14 protein-coding genes are annotated in these 19740 nt (G+C 54.8%); 10 read left to right on the top strand and 4 right to left on the bottom strand.

All coding sequences use genetic code 11. The annotated features are described in order from the left end of the window. Nucleotides 1–3: 3 nt before the first annotated feature. Nucleotides 4–3087, bottom strand: coding sequence for an efflux RND transporter permease subunit (locus J9253_RS08665; RefSeq protein ID WP_210224203.1), 3084 nt, complete (start codon nucleotides 3085–3087; stop codon nucleotides 4–6). Beyond that, entirely contained in the window at nucleotides 3084–4229 is a 1146-nt protein-coding gene (locus J9253_RS08660; RefSeq protein WP_210224202.1) for an efflux RND transporter periplasmic adaptor subunit, read from the bottom strand. The genes J9253_RS08665 and J9253_RS08660 overlap by 4 nt, the downstream gene beginning before the upstream one ends. A gap of 162 nt (nucleotides 4230–4391) precedes the next feature. On the opposite strand from J9253_RS08660, the gene prfB reads away from it, so the two are divergent. Further along, a protein-coding gene (prfB, locus tag J9253_RS08655) for a peptide chain release factor 2 (protein ID WP_210224201.1) occupies nucleotides 4392–5487 on the top strand; the annotation gives its coding sequence in 2 pieces (ribosomal slippage) (nucleotides 4392–4463 and nucleotides 4465–5487; 1095 coding nt in all). Between the two features lie 33 nt (nucleotides 5488–5520). Further along, on the top strand, nucleotides 5521–7029 hold the full coding sequence (gene lysS, locus J9253_RS08650; RefSeq protein ID WP_210224200.1) for a lysine--tRNA ligase: 1509 nt from the start codon (nucleotides 5521–5523) through the stop codon (nucleotides 7027–7029). Between the two features lie 42 nt (nucleotides 7030–7071). Here the strand turns inward: lysS and J9253_RS08645 are convergent, their stop codons facing one another. Beyond that, nucleotides 7072–8193: a Fic family protein gene (locus tag J9253_RS08645; protein WP_210224199.1), complete on the bottom strand. Its 1122-nt coding sequence runs from the start codon at nucleotides 8191–8193 to the stop codon at nucleotides 7072–7074. A 207-nt stretch (nucleotides 8194–8400) separates the two neighbouring features. Here J9253_RS08645 and J9253_RS08640 point away from each other — a divergent pair, with 207 nt between their 5' ends. From J9253_RS08640 to J9253_RS08630, 3 genes are all read left to right on the top strand, one after another. Next, on the top strand, nucleotides 8401–9465 hold the full coding sequence (locus tag J9253_RS08640; RefSeq protein WP_210224198.1) for an alkene reductase: 1065 nt from the start codon (nucleotides 8401–8403) through the stop codon (nucleotides 9463–9465). An 82-nt stretch (nucleotides 9466–9547) separates the two neighbouring features. After that, nucleotides 9548–9832, top strand: coding sequence for a DUF1294 domain-containing protein (locus J9253_RS08635; protein ID WP_228291548.1), 285 nt, complete (start codon nucleotides 9548–9550; stop codon nucleotides 9830–9832). Between the two features lie 163 nt (nucleotides 9833–9995). Next, a complete protein-coding gene (locus tag J9253_RS08630) occupies nucleotides 9996–10841 on the top strand; it encodes a hypothetical protein (RefSeq protein WP_210224196.1) in 846 nt (281 codons plus the stop codon). Between the two features lie 122 nt (nucleotides 10842–10963). Here the strand turns inward: J9253_RS08630 and moeA are convergent, their stop codons facing one another. After that, complete coding sequence (moeA, locus tag J9253_RS08625; RefSeq protein WP_210224195.1) at nucleotides 10964–12202, bottom strand: molybdopterin molybdotransferase MoeA; 1239 nt, start codon at nucleotides 12200–12202, stop codon at nucleotides 10964–10966. A 126-nt stretch (nucleotides 12203–12328) separates the two neighbouring features. On the opposite strand from moeA, the gene J9253_RS08620 reads away from it, so the two are divergent. The 5 genes from J9253_RS08620 (at nucleotide 12329) to J9253_RS08600 (ending at nucleotide 19739) form a co-directional block, all read left to right on the top strand. Then, nucleotides 12329–12772, top strand: coding sequence for a hypothetical protein (locus J9253_RS08620; protein ID WP_210224194.1), 444 nt, complete (start codon nucleotides 12329–12331; stop codon nucleotides 12770–12772). Nucleotides 12773–12862: 90 nt separating this feature from the next. Further along, nucleotides 12863–14056, top strand: a complete 1194-nt coding sequence (dapC, locus tag J9253_RS08615) for a succinyldiaminopimelate transaminase (protein WP_210224193.1) — start codon at nucleotides 12863–12865, stop codon at nucleotides 14054–14056. A gap of 27 nt (nucleotides 14057–14083) precedes the next feature. Beyond that, entirely contained in the window at nucleotides 14084–14917 is an 834-nt protein-coding gene (gene dapD / locus J9253_RS08610) for a 2,3,4,5-tetrahydropyridine-2,6-dicarboxylate N-succinyltransferase (RefSeq protein WP_210224192.1), read from the top strand. A 71-nt stretch (nucleotides 14918–14988) separates the two neighbouring features. Beyond that, the gene (locus J9253_RS08605; RefSeq protein WP_210224191.1) at nucleotides 14989–16254 is read left to right on the top strand and encodes a metallophosphoesterase family protein; all 1266 of its coding nucleotides are present in this window, start codon (nucleotides 14989–14991) and stop codon (nucleotides 16252–16254) included. After that, nucleotides 16251–19739, top strand: a complete 3489-nt coding sequence (locus J9253_RS08600; RefSeq protein ID WP_210224190.1) for a YhaN family protein — start codon at nucleotides 16251–16253, stop codon at nucleotides 19737–19739. Before J9253_RS08605 ends, J9253_RS08600 begins: the two co-directional genes overlap by 4 nt. Nucleotide 19740 lies beyond the last annotated feature (1 nt).

The following is a 19740-nucleotide window of genomic DNA, read 5'->3' as shown; positions in this document are numbered from 1 at the left end:
TAGTTACGCATGTTTCAATTTCCCGCTGACTTTCCTGAAGCCGACCAAAATGTCATCAATAAAGGTAAACACGGCTGGAACCACCAACAAACTCAGGAAGGTTGAGGCGATCAAGCCGCCAATCACCACAATCGCCATCGGCTGGCGGAAGCTGGGGTCGGCTGCCAACCCCAGCGCGGTTGGCATCATTCCCGCGCCCATCGCAATCGTGGTCATCACAATCGGGCGTGCCCGTTTGTGGCAAGCGTCGATCAGCGCAGGGATACGCCCGGTTTGGTCACGTTCCCGCGCCATGACCGCGTAATCCACTAACAGGATCGAGTTTTTGGTCACAATCCCCATCAGCATCAGCAAGCCGATAACCGCAGGCATCGAGAAACTCATCCCCGTCAACAACAGCGCGACGAATGCCCCGCCTACCGACAGTGGTAATGCTGTCAAAATAGTGATCGGTTGCAAGAAGTCGTGGAATAGCAGTACCAATACAATATAAATCAGCATAACGCCAATTAGCATCGCACCGCCGAAGCCGCCGAACAGTTCCGCCATGCGCTCGGCATCGCCCGACGATTGGCGGATAACACCCGGTGGCAAGGTTTGCATGGAGGGCAATTTATCCACTTCCGCCATCACTTGCCCGACGGGTAAGCCGTTCAATTCCACGTCGATACTGACGTTACGCATCCGGTCAAAGCGGGCGAGTTGTGCTGGGCCGCTGCCCATTTCGACTGTCGCCACGGCAGAGAGTGGCACGGAACCGTTGCGCCCCGGAATGCGTAATTGGCGGATGGTATCCAGATTTTCGCGCACTGAACGTTCCAATTCCACCCGAATCGGGATTTGCCGTTGTGGCAAATTCAGCTTGGGCAAACGGGTGGAAAAGTCGCCGCTGGTGGCGATTCGTACCACAGCACCCAAGGCTTCAGTGGTCACACCTAATTCTGCCGCGCGGGTGAAATTGGGAGTGATGTGGATTTCGGGGCGTTGCAGGCTAGCGCCAGAAACCACGTTGCCAATGCCTTGCAGGGTGCGCAAATCGCGTTCCGCCGCTTGAGCAGCGGTGAGCAGCAAGCCGCCATCATCACTGGCAAGTACCACCTGCATTTTGTCGCCAGAACCGCCAGAACCTACGGTGAAGCGTACCCCCGGCAATGGTTTCAGGCGGGTACGGATTTCGCTTTCCACTTCGGTTTGTGAACGTGAACGTTCTTCGCGGGTGGTGAGTTGCAGAGTGAGGCTGGCTTTACGCACATCCGCTGCGCTGCTTTCCTGCATAGGGCCGCTGCTGACGCCACCACCACCGCCACCTGCTACCGCGAAGACTTTTTTTACATCGGTCATTGGTGCGAGTAACTGCCGCGCTTGTTCAGAAAGTGCTAGGGATTCTTCCAACGTGCTGCCCGGTTGTAATTCCAGTGACACCGAGGTTAATGCAGTGTCAGCCGGTGGTACGAAGCCTTTCGGTAGCAATTGAGCCAGCATCAGGGAACCAATGAACAGAGCAATCGCCAAGCCGACGGTGATAAAGCGATGCTTCAAACACCAACTGACGGTTTTGAGGTAAGAGCGCATGATCCAGCCGTCACCCTCTGGCTCCTTGTTGTTGGACGCTTTGTGCGGCTTGAGCATGTAGGCCGCCATCATGGGCGTGAGTAATCGCGCCACCAAGAGTGAAAATACCACCGACACCGCAGCGGTAATGCCAAAGGATTCAAAGAATTTCCCCGGTATGCCGCCCATGAAGGCTGTGGGTAGGAATACGGCAACCAGCGTAAAGGTGGTGGCAACAACGGCGAGGCCGATTTCATCAGAAGCTTCCATTGCGGCTTGATACGGGGTTTTACCCATACGCAAGTGACGTTCGATGTTTTCCACTTCCACAATGGCATCATCGACCAGTACCCCCACGACCAAGGCAAGCGCCAGCAGGGTGAGGATATTGAGGGAAAAGCCGAAATATTGCATCGCCGCAAAGGTAGGGATTATCGCCAGTGGCAAGGCGGCTGCCGACACAAAGGTTGCCCGCCAGTCACGCAGGAACAGCAGTACCACCAAAATGGCGAGGGCTGCACCTTCGTAGAGCAGGTGCATCGAGCCAGTGTAGTTGGCTTGAATCCGTTCAACCGAGTTGTAGGCTTCCTCAATCTTGACTTGCGGGTGGCTGGTGGCAAATTTTGTCAACTCGGCTCGCACGCCATCGACCACGGCAATTTCACTCGCGCCGCGTGTACGGGTGATCTGGAAACCGACGACTTCTTGCCCATTCAGCAAGGCGTGGGTGGAACGTTCGGCAATAGTGTCTTCAACGCGGGCAATCTGATCCAGACGGACATGCCGCCCGTTGGATAGGGGGATGTCGATGCTGGCGAGTTCATCAGCGGTTTTCACCCGCCCCAGCGTGCGCACGGATTGGGTGCTGCCACCGACATCGCCTCGTCCGCCGGGGGCATCTTGCTGCATTTGCCCCAAGCGAGCGGAAACATCAGCCGAGGTGACGCCCAAGCCTGCCATCAGTGCCGGGTTGAGCGAGATGCGCACTTCACGGTTGACGCCGCCGACCCGTGAGACTTTGCCAACGCCTTTAACGGCCATGAGTTTGCGGGTAATGTCGTTGTCGACAAACCACGAGAGCGCTTCCTCATCCATATTCGGGGAGGCAACGGTGAAGGTGACTAGCGAGCTACCTGCGGTGGTGACTTTGGAAACGATCGGGTCGTTCATTTGCGCGGGCAAATTGGCGCGGATGGTGTCGACCGCGTTGCGCACTTCGTTGAGGGCGACTTCGGTATCCTTGTCGATGTCGAATTCGGTGGCAATGTTCGCCGAACTGTCGGTCAGGGTGGTGCGGATGTGCTTGACACCGGCAATGGTGGCAAGCTGGTTTTCAATCTTGCGGGCGACTTCGCTTTCGAGCTGTTCCGGGTCAGCGCCTTCCAGCGAGGCATTGACCGTAATGGTAGGCAGGTCAATGTCGGGGAAGTTCTGGATACCTAGTGCTTTGAAGCCTTTGACACCGAGGAATGTCAGCAGCGCAAACAGCAGGATGGCGGGAACCGGATTACGGATTGACCAAGCGGATACATTCATGGTTTTGGCTTATCCCGGTTACTGGCGTTATTGGGGGCGGTTTCCGGCGCTTTGTCGATGATTTGTACGGTGTCACCGTCATTGAGGAATGCGCCACCGGTGGCGACTACCCGGGCAGCCGGGGCAATGCCTTCGAGGATTTCAACCTTGCCGTCAGCCTGTCGCCCGGTTTTGACGAGGCGTTGGAGCACATGGTTATCCGCATCCACTTCAAACACGTAACGGTTGCCATCACGCAGGATAACCGCCGATTGTGGCAGCCCCATTGCTTTGCTGGAACCGGTGAGAATTTGGCCTTCCGCAAACATGCCCGCTTTGGCGGGGCTGTCACTGGGCAGGCTGATGTAAACCGTGGCGTTACGGGTATTGGCGTCGAGTGTGGGGGAAACTACGCGGACGATTCCGCTGACGCTTTCGCCGGTGGGCAGAGTCAGGTTGGCGGATTGCCCGGTCTGAATGCTGGCAACGTCACGCCCGGCGACTTCTGCCCGCCATTCGATCTTGTTTTGGCGCACCAGCCGGAACAGTTCTGTGCCCGTTTGTACGACCGAACCAAGAGTGGCACTGCGGGAAGACACAATGCCATTGTCGGGTGCGGTGATGCGGGTTTGCTCCAGACGGATTTGCTGGGATTGCATCGCGGCTTTTTGGGCAGCGAGGTTGGCCTTGGCGGTGGCTTCGGTGGTGAGGTACTGGTCGATTTGCTGGGCGGGCAGGGCACCGGAAGATTTCAGGGTGCGGGCGCGGGCAGCATTGGTTTTGGCGTCTTCAAGGCTGGCTTCCGCTTGGGCGACATGAGCAGCGGCTTGGGCAAGGTCGGCTTGCACGGCTTCGGGCGCGAGGATAGCGAGTGTCTGGCCTTGTTTGACTTTATCGCCGATGTCTACCTGTAGCTTGGCAATGCGTTGCCCGCCGATTTCAGAGGCGACAATCGCTTCCTGCCACGGGCTGAGCGTGCCGCTGGCGGTGATGCCACTGTTCCAGTCGGCGGCGCTGGGGTTGGTGACGCTAACGGCGAGCGCAGCGTTGGTTTTGGCTGGCTTGGCGTCTTCTGCTTGGGTAAGCGGGCTGAGGGTTGTCAGGCTAGTTGCTAGTAACAGGGTTTGCACGAAACGGGATGCAAGCACGGAGGGATTTTTCATGTTAATGACTGCCGGTCAATTGATTGTGGGGAATATTAAATGACCGGGAGTCAGTTGTCGAGATTGAATTAGTGCTAGTAGGGTTAAGGTATTATTTCTGTGCTTTGATTATCCCCCCATGATTGCTATCATCGTCAGCTTTTCTTGCAGATTGGCAGAATCATGGAACTCAACCCCACCTATACCAAAATCAAAGATCTCCAAGGGCGCGTTGACGCTCTGAGGGGGTATCTTTGACTACGAAACCAAGAACGAACGCTTAGAAGAAGTTACCCGCGAACTGGAAGACCCCAAAGTCTGGGATAATCCACAACGTGCCCAGGATTTGGGTAAGGAACGCGCCATTCTCGATGGCATTGTCGGCGGTATTGATAAGATCAGTTCCGGCCTCAGTGATGCGAAAGAATTGCTCGAACTTGCCGAAATGGAAGACGACGAAGACAGCGCTAATGCCGTCATCGCGGACGTAGACGGTATCGACAAGCACGTTGCCCAGCTCGAATTTGAACGCATGTTCTCCGGGCCGATGGATCGCAATAACGCCTTCCTCGACATTCAAGCCGGTTCCGGCGGCACGGAAGCACAAGACTGGGCGGAAATCCTGTTGCGTATGTACCTGCGCTGGGGTGAGGCGAAAGGCTTTAAGGTTGAACTGCTCGAAGCCAGCCCCGGCGACGTGGCGGGTATCAAAGGTGCGAGTATCAGCTTTGAAGGCCCTTATGCTTTTGGTTGGTTGCGTACCGAAACTGGCGTACACCGTCTGGTGCGCAAGTCGCCCTTCGATTCTGGCAACCGTCGCCACACCTCGTTCAGTGGTGTTTTCGTCTCGCCTGAAGTCGATGACAATATCGAAATCGACATCAACCCGGCGGATTTACGCATCGACGTTTACCGTGCCTCCGGTGCGGGTGGTCAGCACATCAACAAAACTGAATCAGCGGTACGGATTACCCACACGCCGACCAATACGGTGGTGCAATGCCAAAGCGGACGTTCCCAGCATCAAAATAAAGACAACGCCATGAAACAATTGCGTGCCAAACTCTATGAGCTGGAAATGCAAAAGCGCAATGTCGAAAAGCAGGCGCTGGAAGACAGCAAATCCGACATTGGTTGGGGCAGTCAGATTCGGTCGTATGTTCTCGACCAGTCACGCATCAAGGATTTGCGGACGGGCGTAGAAACAGCCAATACACAAGCGGTACTGGATGGCGATCTGGACAAATTTATTGAAGCAAGCCTGAAAAGCGGCTTATAAGACCCTCACGGGTACAAGATCAAGGTTATGACAATGAGCGAACACGAAACCCCTAACGACCATCACGATGAAAATAAACTGATCACGCAACGCCGCGAGAAGCTGGCGAAATTGCGCGAACAGGGTACGGCATTCCCCAATGACGTGGTGCGTGAACACAAAGCCGCCGACCTGCACGCGCAGTACGGTGCACATGACAAGCCGTGGTTTGAAGAAAATCCGATTGAAGTGACCATCGCCGGGCGCATGATGCTCAAACGTCTGATGGGCAAGGCCAGCTTTGCCACGATTTCGGATGTATCTGGGCGTATCCAACTTTATTCGCAGAAAAACGTGCTCGGCGATACCGTCTTTGAAGACTACAGCCACTGGGATTTGGGCGATATTATCTGGGCATCCGGCGTGCTGTTCAAAACCCAGACGGGCGAATTGTCGGTGAAGGTGAAAGAAATCCGTTTGCTGACCAAATCGCTGCGCCCGCTGCCGGAAAAATTCCACGGTTTGACCGACCATGAGCAGCGTTACCGCCAGCGTTACATTGACCTGATCATGAACCACGATACCCGTGATGCGTTCATGATGCGTTCCAAGATTGTGGCTTATATCCGCAACTTCTTCCTCCAGCGCGATTATCTGGAAGTGGAAACGCCGATGTTGCAGACCATCCCCGGTGGTGCGGTGGCGCGGCCTTTCATTACGCACCACAATGCGCTGGATCTGCCGATGTATATGCGGATTGCGCCGGAATTGTTCCTCAAGCGGCTAGTGGTCGGCGGTTTCGAGCGCGTGTTTGAAATCAACCGCAACTTCCGTAACGAAGGGCTTTCCACCCGCCATAACCCTGAATTCACCATGATCGAATTCTATCAGGCGTATGCGACTTACCACGATTTGATGGATTTGACCGAAAGCCTGATGCGCGGCATTGCCACTGATGTCGTTGGCAGCCATGAAATCGTGTATCAGGGCGAAACCTTCGACTTCAGCCAGCCCTTTACCCGCATCAGCGTGCGCGACTCCATTCTGCACTTCAACCCGGATGTCAGCGGCGAGCAAATCGACACGCTGGAAGGTGCGAAAGCCGTAGCGACCAAGCTGGGCATTCCGCTCAAGGACAGCTACGGCCTCGGCAAAGTACAGATCGAAATCTTCGAGAAAACCGTTGAGCATCGTCTGTTGCAACCGACGTTTATCACCGAATACCCGGCAGAAGTGTCACCACTGGCACGACGTAATGACAATAATCCCTTCATTACCGACCGTTTCGAGTTCTTTGTGGGCGGGCGTGAAATTGGCAATGGCTTCTCCGAGTTGAATGACGCGGAAGACCAAGCCGAACGTTTCATGCAGCAGGTGGCAGATAAGGATGCGGGCGACGATGAAGCCATGCATTACGACGCTGATTACATCCGTGCGCTGGAATACGGGATGCCGCCGACAGCGGGCGAGGGGATTGGGATTGACCGGCTGGTGATGTTGTTTACCGATGCGCCGTCGATCAGGGATGTTATTTTATTCCCGCATATGCGTCCTGAACATTGAGTTAACGCCCCTCAGCACCTGATAGTTGCTGGGGGGAATTGCTTACAACTGCGGTAATTCCCCCGCCGTCACCAGCCGATAACTGGTACTACGCCCCTTCGCCGGATTCTGTACCAACACCCCCCACGCTACCAACGCACCAATATCCCGCAAGGCCGTATCCGTCGAGCATTTTGCCATCTTGGCGTATTTCGAGGTATTCATGTACCCCTCAAAATCATCCATCATCCGGTTCATAATCAAGCGTTGCCGCTCATTCACCGTATAAAGGTGCAGGTGTTCCCACACCTTGGCCTTGTGCAACACCGTACCCAACGCCTCGCCAGCACTGGCAATTGCCCGCCCCAGACAAGCCAGAAACCAGCTCAGCCACGGGGTAATGTCCAGCGAACCGCGTTGCTGGCGTTCGAGTTGTTCATAGTAGTGTTTGCGTTCCGCCTCAATTTGCGCCGACATGCTGTAAAAGCGCTGCGGGGTAGCATCCGCCCGCGCCAACGCCATATCCGCCAGCGCACGGGCAATCCGCCCATTACCATCTTCAAAGGGATGCAAGGTGATAAACCAGAAATGCGCCACACCCGCCTTCAATACCGGGTCAAGACCACCGTCACGCTCAAACCAGTCGAGAAACGCTGCCATTTCAGCGGGCAACCGATTAGCATCCGGCGCTTCAAAGTGCACCCGCCTGCGCCCATAAGCCCCGGAGATAACCTGCATCGCCCCGGCAGAAGGCGGTCGCCACATCCCAACCATAATCGGCGTCATGCCACTAAAGCCGCTCGGAAACAGCGCAGAATGCCAAGCGCACAGGCGTTCTTCCGTCAGTGGTTGCTGGTAAACCTGTGTCGCATCCAGCAGCACTTCGACAATGCCATTGATATGGCGGCTGGTGGGGAGATGACCGCCCTGATCAATACCCAGATGATGGGCAATCGAAGAACGTACTTCCTCACGATCCAGTTGTTCACCTTCAATCGCGGAGGATTTCACCGCATCACTGGTTAGGGTATTCAAGTTGGCTTCCATCTGGAGTGAAAATCCAAGGTGTGACATCCGCCCCAGTAAGTGACCTTGTTGGTGACGCAGGTGTGCCAGTGGGGTACTCAGGGCTTTTTCATCCCAGTGAAATTGTGGCCATTCAGGCCGTTCGTGTATCCATTTCAAATTAATCACCGCAGCGTTTACGGTGTTTATAGATGCTAATCACCGCAAGCACAAGCCTAATCGCTGCAAATGATGCGGTGATTAGCGCCTCTATTCACCGCAACAAGTATCAACTGAAGGCGCAGACAGCTTTAAATATCCGTCAGCGGTAAGGGCATTGAAAGCGTGTTACTCTCGCGGCTATTCAATACACAGGAACACCTTGACATGACTTCACTGTTTGACGCTGCCCAACTGGGCGAGCTCACTTTACGCAATCGCTGCATCATGGCACCACTCACCCGTTGCCGCGCCAGTGTTGGGCGTGTGCCGAATGCGCTGATGGCGCAGTATTACCAGCAACGTGCCAGCGCGGGGTTGATCCTGACCGAAGCCACGTCTGTTACCCCGATGGGCGTTGGCTACCCCGATACACCGGGGATTTGGTCGGCAGAACAAGTGGAAGGCTGGAAGCTGACTACAGAGGCCGTGCATCAAGCGGGCGGGCTGATTTTCTTGCAGCTTTGGCACGTTGGGCGCATTTCCGATGCGAGTTATTTGAATGGCGAATTGCCAGTTGCGCCGAGCGCGATTGCTGCCGAAGGCCATGTCAGTCTGGTGCGCCCAGAGAAACATTACGATGTACCGCGTGCGCTGGAAACCGACGAAATTCCGGGCATTGTCGCGGCGTATCGTTTGGGCGCTGAAAACGCCAAACTGGCGGGCTTTGATGGCGTGGAAATTCACGGTGCGAATGGCTATTTGCTCGATCAATTCCTGCAAGACAGCACCAATAAACGCACCGATGCTTACGGCGGTTCGCTGGAAAATCGGGCGCGTTTGTTACTGGAAGTGACCGATGCGGTGATAGACGTGTGGGGCGCAGGTCGGGTCGGAATGCACCTTGCGCCGCGTGGTGATGCGCACACAATGGGCGATTCCAACCCGCTGGCGACGTTTGGCTATGTGGCGGAAGAGCTGGGTAAACGCAATATCGCCTTCATCTTCACTCGCGAAGCGCTGAAAGAAGACAGCATCAGCTCAGCTTTGAAACAGCATTTCGGCGGCTTCTTTATCGCCAACGAAGGCTTTGATGTCGACAGTGCGCAGACTGTATTAGCGACTGGCAACGCCGATGCGGTGTCCTTCGGTAAAGCGTTTATTGCCAACCCTGATTTGCCACGGCGTTTGCAGGAAAACCTGCCGCTGAATCCGCCCGATTTCGGCACGTTTTATGGTGTAGGTTTGGCTGATCCGGCGGTGGGGTATACGGATTATCCGTTCGCCGATTAACGTCGAGAAAACGCTGGTGTTGAGGGTGTGTTGTAGTCGTATCAGTTACAATAGCCATAATCATCTTATTATGAAATGGGCTATGTCTGTTACTGTCATCCTCACAATCTACCTAATCGCCAGCGTTATTACGTTTCTGGTATATGCGCAGGACAAATCCGCCGCGCGGCACAACCGTTGGCGAACTAAGGAAAGCACCCTGCACAGTTTGGCTTTAACGGGCGGTTGGCCGGGGGCGTTACTCGCGCAAAAAATCTTGCGTCACAAGTCCAGCAAAGTGGCGTTCCAGCGCGTGTTCTGGGTAACAGTGGTCGTGAATGTGGGCGTCGTCGGGTGGTTGCTGAAGACGGGAATGGTCAAAGTGTGATGGGTTGGGTTTTGACGGGCAGCGCTTGGCGTTGTTAAGGTTAGCATCCAAGGTTGCTGCTGATAAACCTGTTGCTAGTAATAAGTTCAGGGGATACCATCAACGTTGTCTGATACACCGCAATCGCGGATTCAACCGTTAGAGAGAGAAGAGGAAATAATTCATGAAATACACTCAAACCGCACTTTTCATTGCAGGGCTTGCCATTTCCAGTCTGGCTTCTGCCGACTTTATGGATGGCTTTGACAATGGCAGTGGCACAGGTCAGGGCTATGGTTCAGGTCAAGGCAATACCAGTGGTCAGGGTCAGGGCTACGGTTCTGGTGCTAGTGATGCATCGGGTTTCGGTCGTGGTAAAGGCGATGCCGATGGCTCGGTTGATTTCACCGTCACCATGAAAGGCAAAGGCAAAACCGACATGGCGAGCGATGCTGCTGGCAGCGGGCGCGGTGATGGCGCAAGCAACCTGCAAGGCAGTGGCTATGGTTACGGTAATGGCTACAACAATATGTCCGGTTACAGTAATACTTCCCAGAATGGCTACGGTGGTGGCAGCCCTTGGGGTAACATGCCGAACATGAACATGATGCGGCCACAAATGATGCAACAAGCGCCAGCGCAAGGCCAGATGATGCCACCCGTTGCGATGCAAGGTATGCCACAAGGTCAGGGCATGGCTCCGCAAATGATGATGATGCCGATGCCTATGCAGCAAGCGCCTAGCTTTGAGCAGATTTATCAGCAAATGTTGATGCAACGCGCCCAAGCTGATGCATTCTTCAAGAAAGTCGACGAAATGCGGGCAGCCGTCGCTGCACGTAAAGCAGCCGCACCTGCTGCTGTACCAGCCGCAGCTACCCCAGCACCTGCTGCTGTGACTACTGAAGCAGCACCCGCCGCCGCACCTGCTGCTGCCGCGACTACTGAAGCAGCACCCGCCGCCGCAGCTCCGGCTCCGGCAGCAGCGGATATGCCGCCAGCACCACCAGCACCAGAAGCCGCGAAGTAATCGCGCTACCGGCCTGAAGACCCTCACCCCAACCCCTCTCCCATAGGTAGAGGGGCTAAGAAATCAGCCTCTTACTCCCCCTCTACCTCCGGGAGAGGGGGCTGGGGGTGAGGGTCTTTTCATTAAAGCAACCCTTCAAACGGTATAATACTGACTGTTGTCCCCGCCTCTACATTGCTCCATTCGAGTGGCAAAACGATAAAACAATTCGCCTGACTCATCGAGCGTAGGATGTGCGAACCTTGCCCGCCGGTGCTGCTGACGCGCCATTGCCCGCTGGCATCACGTTGGCAAATGCCCCGCTGATAATCCTTGCGCCCTGCTGCCTTTTTCAGGGGTGTATCGCAAATGGCAGGGTATTCAGGGACGACCGGTACACTTTCACCGCGCATCCGCAGGATCGCTGGGCGTAAAAACAGCAGGAACGTTGCCATCACCGATACCGGGTTGCCGGGTAGCCCGAAGAAAAACCCTTGTCCGAGTGTGCCAAAGGCCAGCGGTTTGCCCGGTTTCATGGCGATTTTCCAGAAATTGACTTGCCCCAATCGTAGCAAGGTGGCGGTGACATAATCAGCTTCGCCAACGGATACGCCGCCGCTGGTGATGAGGATGTCGGCAAGTTGCATGGCTTGTTGGAAGGCGTGTTCGACCGCTTCGGGGGTATCTTTGACCACGCCGAGGTCGATGATTTCCACGTCAAGCTTTTGCAGCAGGCCGTAGAGGGTGTAGCGGTTGCTGTCGTAAATGTCGCCGGGTTGCAGGGTTTCGCCGATACCTTTGAGTTCGTCGCCGGTTGAGCAGAAAGCCACCCGTGGGCGGCGCAATACGCTGACTTCGCCAATGCCGAGGGAGGCCAGCAGGCCGAGGTCTGCCGCATTCAGTTTATGCCCGGCTTGTAATACGGCATCGCCCGTGCGCATGTCTTCGCCGGGGTGACGCACGTTTTCACCTGCTTGGAGTGTGGCGGTGAGTCTGATGGTGTCGCCATCGCGTTGTACGTTTTCCTGCATCACCACGCTATCTGTGCCATCAGGCACTACCGCGCCGGTCATGATGCGCACGCATTCGCCGGGTTGGACAGCGCCCGCAAATGGTCGCCCGGCAAAGGCAGTGCCAATGACGTTCAATGGGGTGGTTGTGGTGAGGTCAGCATGGCGCAGGGCGTAGCCATCCATCGCCGAATTACGGTGCGGGGGAACGTCCAGCGGGGCGCTGACCGTTTCAGCCAGAATACGCCCTTGTGCTTGCCACAAGGTGACGTGTTCGTTGGCCTGTAACACCGGGATGCTGGCGAGGATGTGTGCCTGTGCCTGTTCGACGTTCAGGGTTCCTTGGGGGAGGGTGTCGCAACTGATGGTCATACAAAATCTCTCATCTTAAGCGCAAAGTACTACAGTATAACGTGACCAATCGTCGACTTGTCAGCTTGTTGTATTAGCATTTTGCTATATTGCAGGGTACGAAATAAAAAAATAGAGTGTGGTGATATGAGCGAACCTAAACGCTGTGCGATGGATACCCGTGATCTTGTCACGTTGTTGGCAGACCTCGCGGAACAGATTGAGATCCTGATCGGTAAAAAAGGCACGATTAGCGTCTTCCGCTATGCAGGCAAGCAGATGGGTAAACGTCTGGGCGCAGGGCAGGTGGGTGATGCTGATCTGGCACGGAGCATTGTGGCGAATTTTTTCCAGGAAAAAGAGTTTATGGATGGCGTGAATTTGTCAGGCAATACTGCCGAATTACACGGCTGTCGGATTGGATTGGTGCTGAAAGACCGTGGTGTTCAAGCAGGTAGTCATGCTTTGTGTAATTTTGGCTTTGGTTTGATTGATGGTGTCACCGAGGCTGTGACCGGCAAAAAAATCATTACCCTGCACGTTGCCTCGGAATACCATGCGGCAGGCGTAACTTGCCACGAAACTTGGTAAACACGGCTTTCCTAGTGGTTTGATGGGGTTTGTGACGCTTTTCGGTTTTCCGGTATACTGGGCGTTTTCCGCACGTAACTTGGGATAGCGATGAACCCTGATCTTGCCCGTTTGCAAGCCTACCCGTTTGAAAGAATCCGCGCCTTGCTTCAAGGTGTCAGTCCGGCTGACCTGCCAGCGGTTTCGTTGGCAATGGGTGAGCCGAAACACCCGACCCCGGACTTTATCCAGCAGGCGATTGCTGCCAACTGGAGTGGTTTGGCGAATTACCCGTTGACCAAGGGCATTCCTGCCTTGCGTGAAACCATTGCAGCGTGGTTGACGCGGCGTTTCCAGCTTCCGGCTGATTCGGTGGATGCTGAACAGCACGTGATTCCGGTGAACGGCACACGCGAAGCGTTGTTTGCGTTTGCCCAAGCCGTGGTAGACCGCAGTGCTGATGCAGCGGTGGTGATGCCGAACCCTTTCTATCAGATTTATGAAGGCGCGGCATTGTTGGCGGGGGCGGAGCCAGTGTTTCTGCCTTGCACGGCCGACAATGGTTTCATTCCTGATTTTGCTGCTGTACTGGCGGCGACCTGGCAGCGTTGCCAATTACTGTATCTGTGCAACCCCGGCAATCCGACGGGTGCAGTCATGTCGCTGGAAACCCTGCAACAGGTGCTGAAGCTGGCGGAACAGCATGATTTTATCGTGGCTTCCGACGAGTGCTATTCCGAACTGTATGCTGATGAAGACCAGCCGCCACCGGGCTTATTGCAAGCCGCTGCCCAAATGGGGAATACGGCGTGGAAGCGTTGTGTGGTATTTCATAGCTTGTCGAAACGCTCGAATGCACCGGGGATGCGCTCCGGCTTCGTGGCGGGCGATGCCGAGGTGTTGAAGCAATTCCTGTTGTTTCGTACCTACCACGGCTGTGCGATGCCCCCACCGTTTCAGGCAGCTAGCGTGGCAGCGTGGGCAGATGAGGCGCATGTGCAGGAAAACCGTCGTTTGTACCGGCAGAAATTTGCAGCGGTGATGGATATACTGAAACCTGTGATGAAGGTGGAGTTGCCCCCCGCGAGTTTTTACCTGTGGCCTGAAACCCCGGTGGATGATGCCCTGTTTACCCGTGAATTGTTTGCCCGTGCGCATGTGAATGTGGTTCCCGGCAGTTATTTGTCGCGGGAAGTGAATGGGCTGAATCCGGGCGCAAACCGGGTGCGTTTGGCACTGGTTGCCCCACTGGATGAATGTATTGAAGCGGCGGGACGTATCCGGCGCGTAGTCGAAACCCTTTAAGTATTTCCCCCAAATATGGAGACAAAAATGTCAGACGTAAGCCAACTGCAAAGCATTATCGAGGAATCCTTCGAGCGCCGCGCCGACATCAACCCGCGCAATGCTGACGCGCAAACCCGTGATGCCGTGAATGAGGCGTTGGAACTGCTGAATGCAGGTAAATTACGCATTGCTACCCAGCACGGCGTGGGTAAGTGGGAAGTGAACCAATGGCTGAAAAAAGCCGTGCTGCTGTCGTTCCGCCTGAATGACAACGAAGTGATGGATGGCGGTTGCACCAACTATTACGATAAAGTGCCTTCCAAGTTTGCAGGCATGAGTGCGGATGAGTTTGCCGCAGGCGGTGTGCGTGTGGTGCCGAATGCGATTGCGCGGCGTGGTGCTTACATTGCACCGGGCTGCGTGCTGATGCCTTCTTACGTCAATATCGGTGCGTATGTGGATAGCGGCACGATGGTGGATACCTGGGCAACCGTAGGCTCTTGCGCCCAAATTGGCAAGAACGTGCATTTGTCCGGTGGCGTGGGTATCGGCGGCGTATTGGAACCCGTGCAAGCTGGCCCGACCATTATCGAAGATAACTGCTTTATCGGCGCACGTTCCGAAGTCGTCGAAGGCGTGATCGTGGAAGAGGGTGCAGTGGTTTCGATGGGCGTTTACATCGGTCAGAGCACTCGCATTTATGACCGCGAAACTGGCGAAATCATGTACGGGCGTGTTCCGGCGGGTTCGGTGGTAGTTTCGGGCAACCTGCCTTCCAGTGATGGCAAATACAGCTTGTATTGTGCGGTCATCGTCAAAAAAGTTGATGCGAAAACGCGCAGCAAGGTTGGCATTAACGAGTTGTTGCGCGATATTTAATTAATGCGCAATCGAAAAAGGGAGCGTAGTCTCCCTTTTTTTATGCTTGTCATCCGGGTGCAGGGATAACCATGTTTAAATTCATTCACGCTGCCGATATTCATCTGGATAGCCCGTTACGCGGCCTTTCCCGCTATGACGCCGCACCTGTAGATGCGATACGTGGTGCATCTCGTCGTGCTTTCGAGAACCTGATCCAACACGCCATTGAAGAAAAAGTTGCTTTCATTCTGCTTGCAGGCGACATCTACGACGGTGATTGGAAAGATTACAGCACCGGCATTTTCCTCAGTCAGCAAATCGGCAAACTCAAAGCGCACCATATCCACGTCTTCGCCGTGTTGGGCAATCACGATGCCGCCAACAAAATGACCAAGGCGTTGGACAGCCCCAGCAACATGACTATCCTTGCTCATCGCAAAGTCGAAAAAATGCACCTTGCCGATCTCGGTGTAATGATTCACGGGCGTAGTTTTAGCGCCCAACATATCCACGATAACCTCGTGACAGATTTCGCGCCTGCCACCAAAGACCTCTTCAACATTGGCTTATTGCACACCAGCCTTGATGGGCGCGAAGGTCATGCGCCTTACGCGCCGTGTAGCATTGATGACCTGCGTTCCAAAGGCTACCACTATTGGGCATTGGGTCACGTTCACAAATACGAACTCGTTGCGCAAGCCCCGTGGATTGTGTTTCCCGGTTGCATTCAGGGTCGTCATATCCACGAAACCGGCGCGAAGGGTTGCGTATTAGTGACTGTCAGCGAGGGTGAGGTCAGCAGCGTCGAACCTGTGGCCTTGGATGTGTTGCGCTGGGTACTGTGCCGCGTGGATGTTACCGATACCGCCGCCCTGCGCGAAGTCTGGGAACGCATCCGCCCAGCGATTGCCAGCGAACTCGCCGCTGCTGACGGGCGTATTATTGCTATGCGTATCCGTCTAGAGGGCGCGAGCCAAGTCGCCGCTGCACTCGCTGCTGACCCTGAACACGTCGCCCAACAATGCAAAGCCATCGGCGCGGAACTGGCGGGTGAAGACTTATGGATTGAGCGCGTTGAAAACGCTGTTACCAGCAAACGCGATTTGGATGCAGCGCTGGCTGATGATAACCCCTTAGCCAATCTTCTCAACGCCATTATTGCCACCTCCCATCACCCGGATGATATTGACGGCTTACCCGACATCCTTGCCGGGTTGCGCCAAAAAATACCGCACGAAGCCTTGGGCAGTGACGCGACACTCAACCTTGATGCGCCTGAAACGCTACAACGGATTGTGCAAGAAGCTAAGCAAATGCTAGTCGGCAGACTGTTGAGTGTAAGGGGGGATCCATGAGAATAGACCGCCTCGACCTGCGTGCTTACGGCGCATTCACCGATAAAACCTTGGACTTATCGGCGGGTGCAGCAGGGCTACATCTGATCTACGGCGACAATGAAGCGGGTAAAAGCACCTCGTTGCGTGCCATTATCGCGTGGCTGTTTGGGATTCCCGCCCGTACCAGTGACGATTACTTACACCCTCATACCCAGATGCGGGTAGGCGGTAAACTGCGGCTTGCCGATGGGCGTAGCATAGAATTTGTGCGCCGCAAAGGTAATAAAAATACCTTGCTACAGCCCGATACGGACGCGCCGCTGGATGATGCGCTGTTATTGCCGTTTTTGCCCGCCAGCATGAATGAGGATTTATTCAAGAAATTCCACGGTATCGACCACGAACGCCTTGATGCAGGCGGCAAAGCCTTGCTCAGTCAAGCGGGTGATATGGGACAAGTTTTATTCAGTGCTACGGGTATTGCCAGTTCGCGCCTGATTCTGGAGCGCTTGGAAAGCAGTGCTGCGGAACTGTTTAAGCCCACGGGGAATAAACCTAAAGTCAACCAAGCCATTGCCGATTTCAAAAAAGCTCAAAAACTCACTAAAGATCTCAGCCTTCCCGTGGCCGAATGGAAAGAACTCAATAACAAGCGCGATAGTATCGAAGCCAGTATTCAAGCCATAGATGCCGCCATCCAGCAAGCCAGCAAGGAAAAAAGCCGCTTAGACCGCCTCAGCCGGGTGAAAGGTGCGTTGGGGCAACGTCGTGAAGTGATGACCCATCTGCAAACCTTGAGTGAGGTCTTGCTGCTTCCCGAAGACTTCGAGGCGCAGTACAGCACCGCCCGTGACAAGTTGCAAACCGCCACCGAAGTCAAAGCTAAGGCAGCCGTTAAGCTTGCCAGTTTGCAACAGGAAGTGGACTCTCTCAGGGTTCGTCACGAACTGCTGGAGAACGAGGCCGAAATTCTAGCTATTCACAAGGAATTGGGGGCGGTTGATAAAACCATTGTCGATAAGCCGCGCCAAGATGGGCAACGCCGCTTGTTGCGTAACGAAGCCGACAATTTGCTGAAAGAAATCCGCCCCGATCTCAAACTGAATGACGCTGCCCCATTGAGGCCACTGCTCAATAACAAAAAGTGGTTGGCAGAATTGGTCAAACGCCACGGCATTCTGGGGCAAAAGCGGGAGGTGGCTGACACTAGCTTGCGGGAAGCCAACGATAAGCAACAGCAGGCGCAGCAAATACTGACACAACAACCTGTGCTGGCCTTGGATTTGAGTGAATTGAAAGCCACCCTCGCGGTAGTCAGCAAGGCGGGCAATCTTGAACAGCGTTGCGTTGCTGCACAAAAACGTGCGGCTCATGAACGGCTGGCTTGTGGGCAAGCGCTTGCCAGACTAGGCAGATTTATGGGGGAGCTTGAGGCACTCTTGACCTTGGCTTTGCCGGTATCGGCAACCTTGGATGCTTTTGAAAAACAGTTTCAGGCCAATGCCGATGAGCTGCGGGACTGTTCCCGCCAACAAAAAGCCCTTGAAGAAGAACAGCAACTGGCAGAACAGGAACTAGCTGCCTTGGTATTGAGTGACGTGCCTACCCCGGCAGAACTCGATACAGCACGAGCGGCCCGGCATCATGACTGGTTGTTGATTAAGCGTCATTACCTCGAACCGCTGTCAATAGTGTTGGATACCGCACTGCCAGCGCGTTATGAGCAAAAAGTAGATGCTGCCGACCATGTGGCGGACAGGTTGCGTTTAGGGGCAGACCAAGTGGTGAAACGCGCTGACCTTGAAGCAAGGCTGCAAAGCCTTAACGCCCGCCTCGCTGCTATTGCCACCGCCAGTGCAACGGCGCAGGTAGTGAAGCAAGCATTGCAACAGGAATGGGCGGCGGTCTGGACACCTACGGGAATCAGTTCCGGCACACCCACTGAGATGAAGCAGTGGGTGCAGAAGGCAGAGGTGCTGCTGTCCAGGCTCCAGTCGTCCAATGAGCAGCTTGCTGAAGCGGAAAGTCTTGCCAGTGAATATGCTAGCCTGAAGGCGACACTTGCCAAGCAGATAGCCATATTTGCCCCGTCACTGGACATTCAGGGCTTGGGTCTTGAGGCAATGCTGAATGTGTGTGAGCAGCGGCTGGGGCAGGAAGAGGCTGTACTTGAAAGCCACCGTCAATTACGTCGTGACATGGAAGAAGCCGAAAGGCGCATCCAACGGGTGCGTGAGGAGTTGATGGTGATTGGCGGTGAACAGGCCATTTGGCAGGGTGAATGGGAGCAAGCTATTGCAGACTTGGGTCTAAAGGCTGATGCCCACCCTGAATACGTCACCGCGATTTTTGAGCAATGGGTGAATTTTTTTGCCAAGTTCGACAAATCAGAAGAGGCGAATCGCCGTATTTACGGTATGGATAAGGTGCTTAAGGATTTTGAAAGCAAGGTATTTGCGTTTGCCGATGGGATGGGTTTTCGGCGCGAAGGTCATACTGCGTCGGCACTTGCTGATAAGCTCCATCAGGAATTGAATACAGCACGCGAAGCCCGCGCCAGCCTGACTAAACTTAAAGATTCGGAAAAAGATATTGCTGAAGCTTTGCAAGATGCCACGATTACCATTGATGCGGCCAACCAGCAATTAAGCGAATTGCGGGCGATGGCGAGTGTTGCCAGCAATGCCGATTTGGCGTCTGCGGGTGAGGCTTCGCGCCACAAACGCGGCTTGCAGCAGCAATTGGAGGTTCTCGAATGGCAATTGAGCAGTAACGGCGATGGTTTAAGCCTTGCGGCTTTGGAGCAAGAAGCGGCTGCGTCTGATATTGATGCTCTCGACGCAGAGATACAGCGTGTTGCCACACAACTGGGCGAGTTGAGCAAGCAACGCGATGCACTGCTGGCACAACGCCAAACGGTGCACGATGCGATTCAGGCGAAAGATGGTAATGCCGCTGCTGCCAATGCTGCGGAAGAGGCAGAACAACACCTGACCAGCGTGGTATCCGGTGTAGAGCAATACTTGCGTTTTGCGTGTGCTGCCTTGATTCTCAAACAGCGTATTGAGGATTACCGCAAGAAAAACCAGACCCCAGTGTTATTACGGGCAGGTGAACTATTTGCCAAGCTGACCTTGGGGGCTTACGCCAGTTTGCGCGATGAATTGGATGATGACGGCAAGCCTATTTTGCTGGGTGTGCGCCCCAATAATGCCGAGGTGTGGGTGGAGCGTATGAGTGAAGGTACGCGTGCCCAGCTTTACCTGTCGCTGCGGCTGGCAACCCTGGAGCAGCAACATTCGCCGCATAGCGAGCCAATGCCGTTTGTGGTGGATGATATTCTAATCGGGTTTGACGACAAGCGTACTCGCGTTGGTCTGGAAGTGCTGGCAGAGGTGGCTCAACAAACCCAAGTGCTGCTGTTTACGCATCACCGGCGGGTATTGGATTTGGCAGCGACGCTAAATGCGCCAGCGGGGGTGTTTACCCATGAACTTGCGTGAG

This window comes from Thiothrix litoralis (genome assembly GCF_017901135.1).
GTDB lineage: Bacteria > Pseudomonadota > Gammaproteobacteria > Thiotrichales > Thiotrichaceae > Thiothrix > Thiothrix litoralis.
The sequence above is the reverse complement of the archived record's forward strand: the minus strand, read 5'-3'. Positions and strand labels throughout refer to the sequence as shown.

Excerpts from the sequence above, each read along its gene's own strand:
- J9253_RS08665 (WP_210224203.1), bottom strand. The coding sequence starts at position 3,087 with ATGAATGTATCCGCTTGGTCAATCCGTAATCCGGTTCCCGCCATCCTG.
- J9253_RS08660 (WP_210224202.1), bottom strand. The coding sequence starts at position 4,229 with ATGAAAAATCCCTCCGTGCTTGCATCCCGTTTCGTGCAAACCCTGTTA.
- lysS (WP_210224200.1), top strand. The coding sequence starts at position 5,521 with ATGAGCGAACACGAAACCCCTAACGACCATCACGATGAAAATAAACTG.
- J9253_RS08640 (WP_210224198.1), top strand. The coding sequence starts at position 8,401 with ATGACTTCACTGTTTGACGCTGCCCAACTGGGCGAGCTCACTTTACGC.
- J9253_RS08635 (WP_228291548.1), top strand. The coding sequence starts at position 9,548 with ATGTCTGTTACTGTCATCCTCACAATCTACCTAATCGCCAGCGTTATT.
- J9253_RS08630 (WP_210224196.1), top strand. The coding sequence starts at position 9,996 with ATGAAATACACTCAAACCGCACTTTTCATTGCAGGGCTTGCCATTTCC.
- moeA (WP_210224195.1), bottom strand. The coding sequence starts at position 12,202 with ATGACCATCAGTTGCGACACCCTCCCCCAAGGAACCCTGAACGTCGAA.
- J9253_RS08620 (WP_210224194.1), top strand. The coding sequence starts at position 12,329 with ATGAGCGAACCTAAACGCTGTGCGATGGATACCCGTGATCTTGTCACG.
- dapC (WP_210224193.1), top strand. The coding sequence starts at position 12,863 with ATGAACCCTGATCTTGCCCGTTTGCAAGCCTACCCGTTTGAAAGAATC.
- dapD (WP_210224192.1), top strand. The coding sequence starts at position 14,084 with ATGTCAGACGTAAGCCAACTGCAAAGCATTATCGAGGAATCCTTCGAG.
- J9253_RS08605 (WP_210224191.1), top strand. The coding sequence starts at position 14,989 with ATGTTTAAATTCATTCACGCTGCCGATATTCATCTGGATAGCCCGTTA.
- J9253_RS08600 (WP_210224190.1), top strand. The coding sequence starts at position 16,251 with ATGAGAATAGACCGCCTCGACCTGCGTGCTTACGGCGCATTCACCGAT.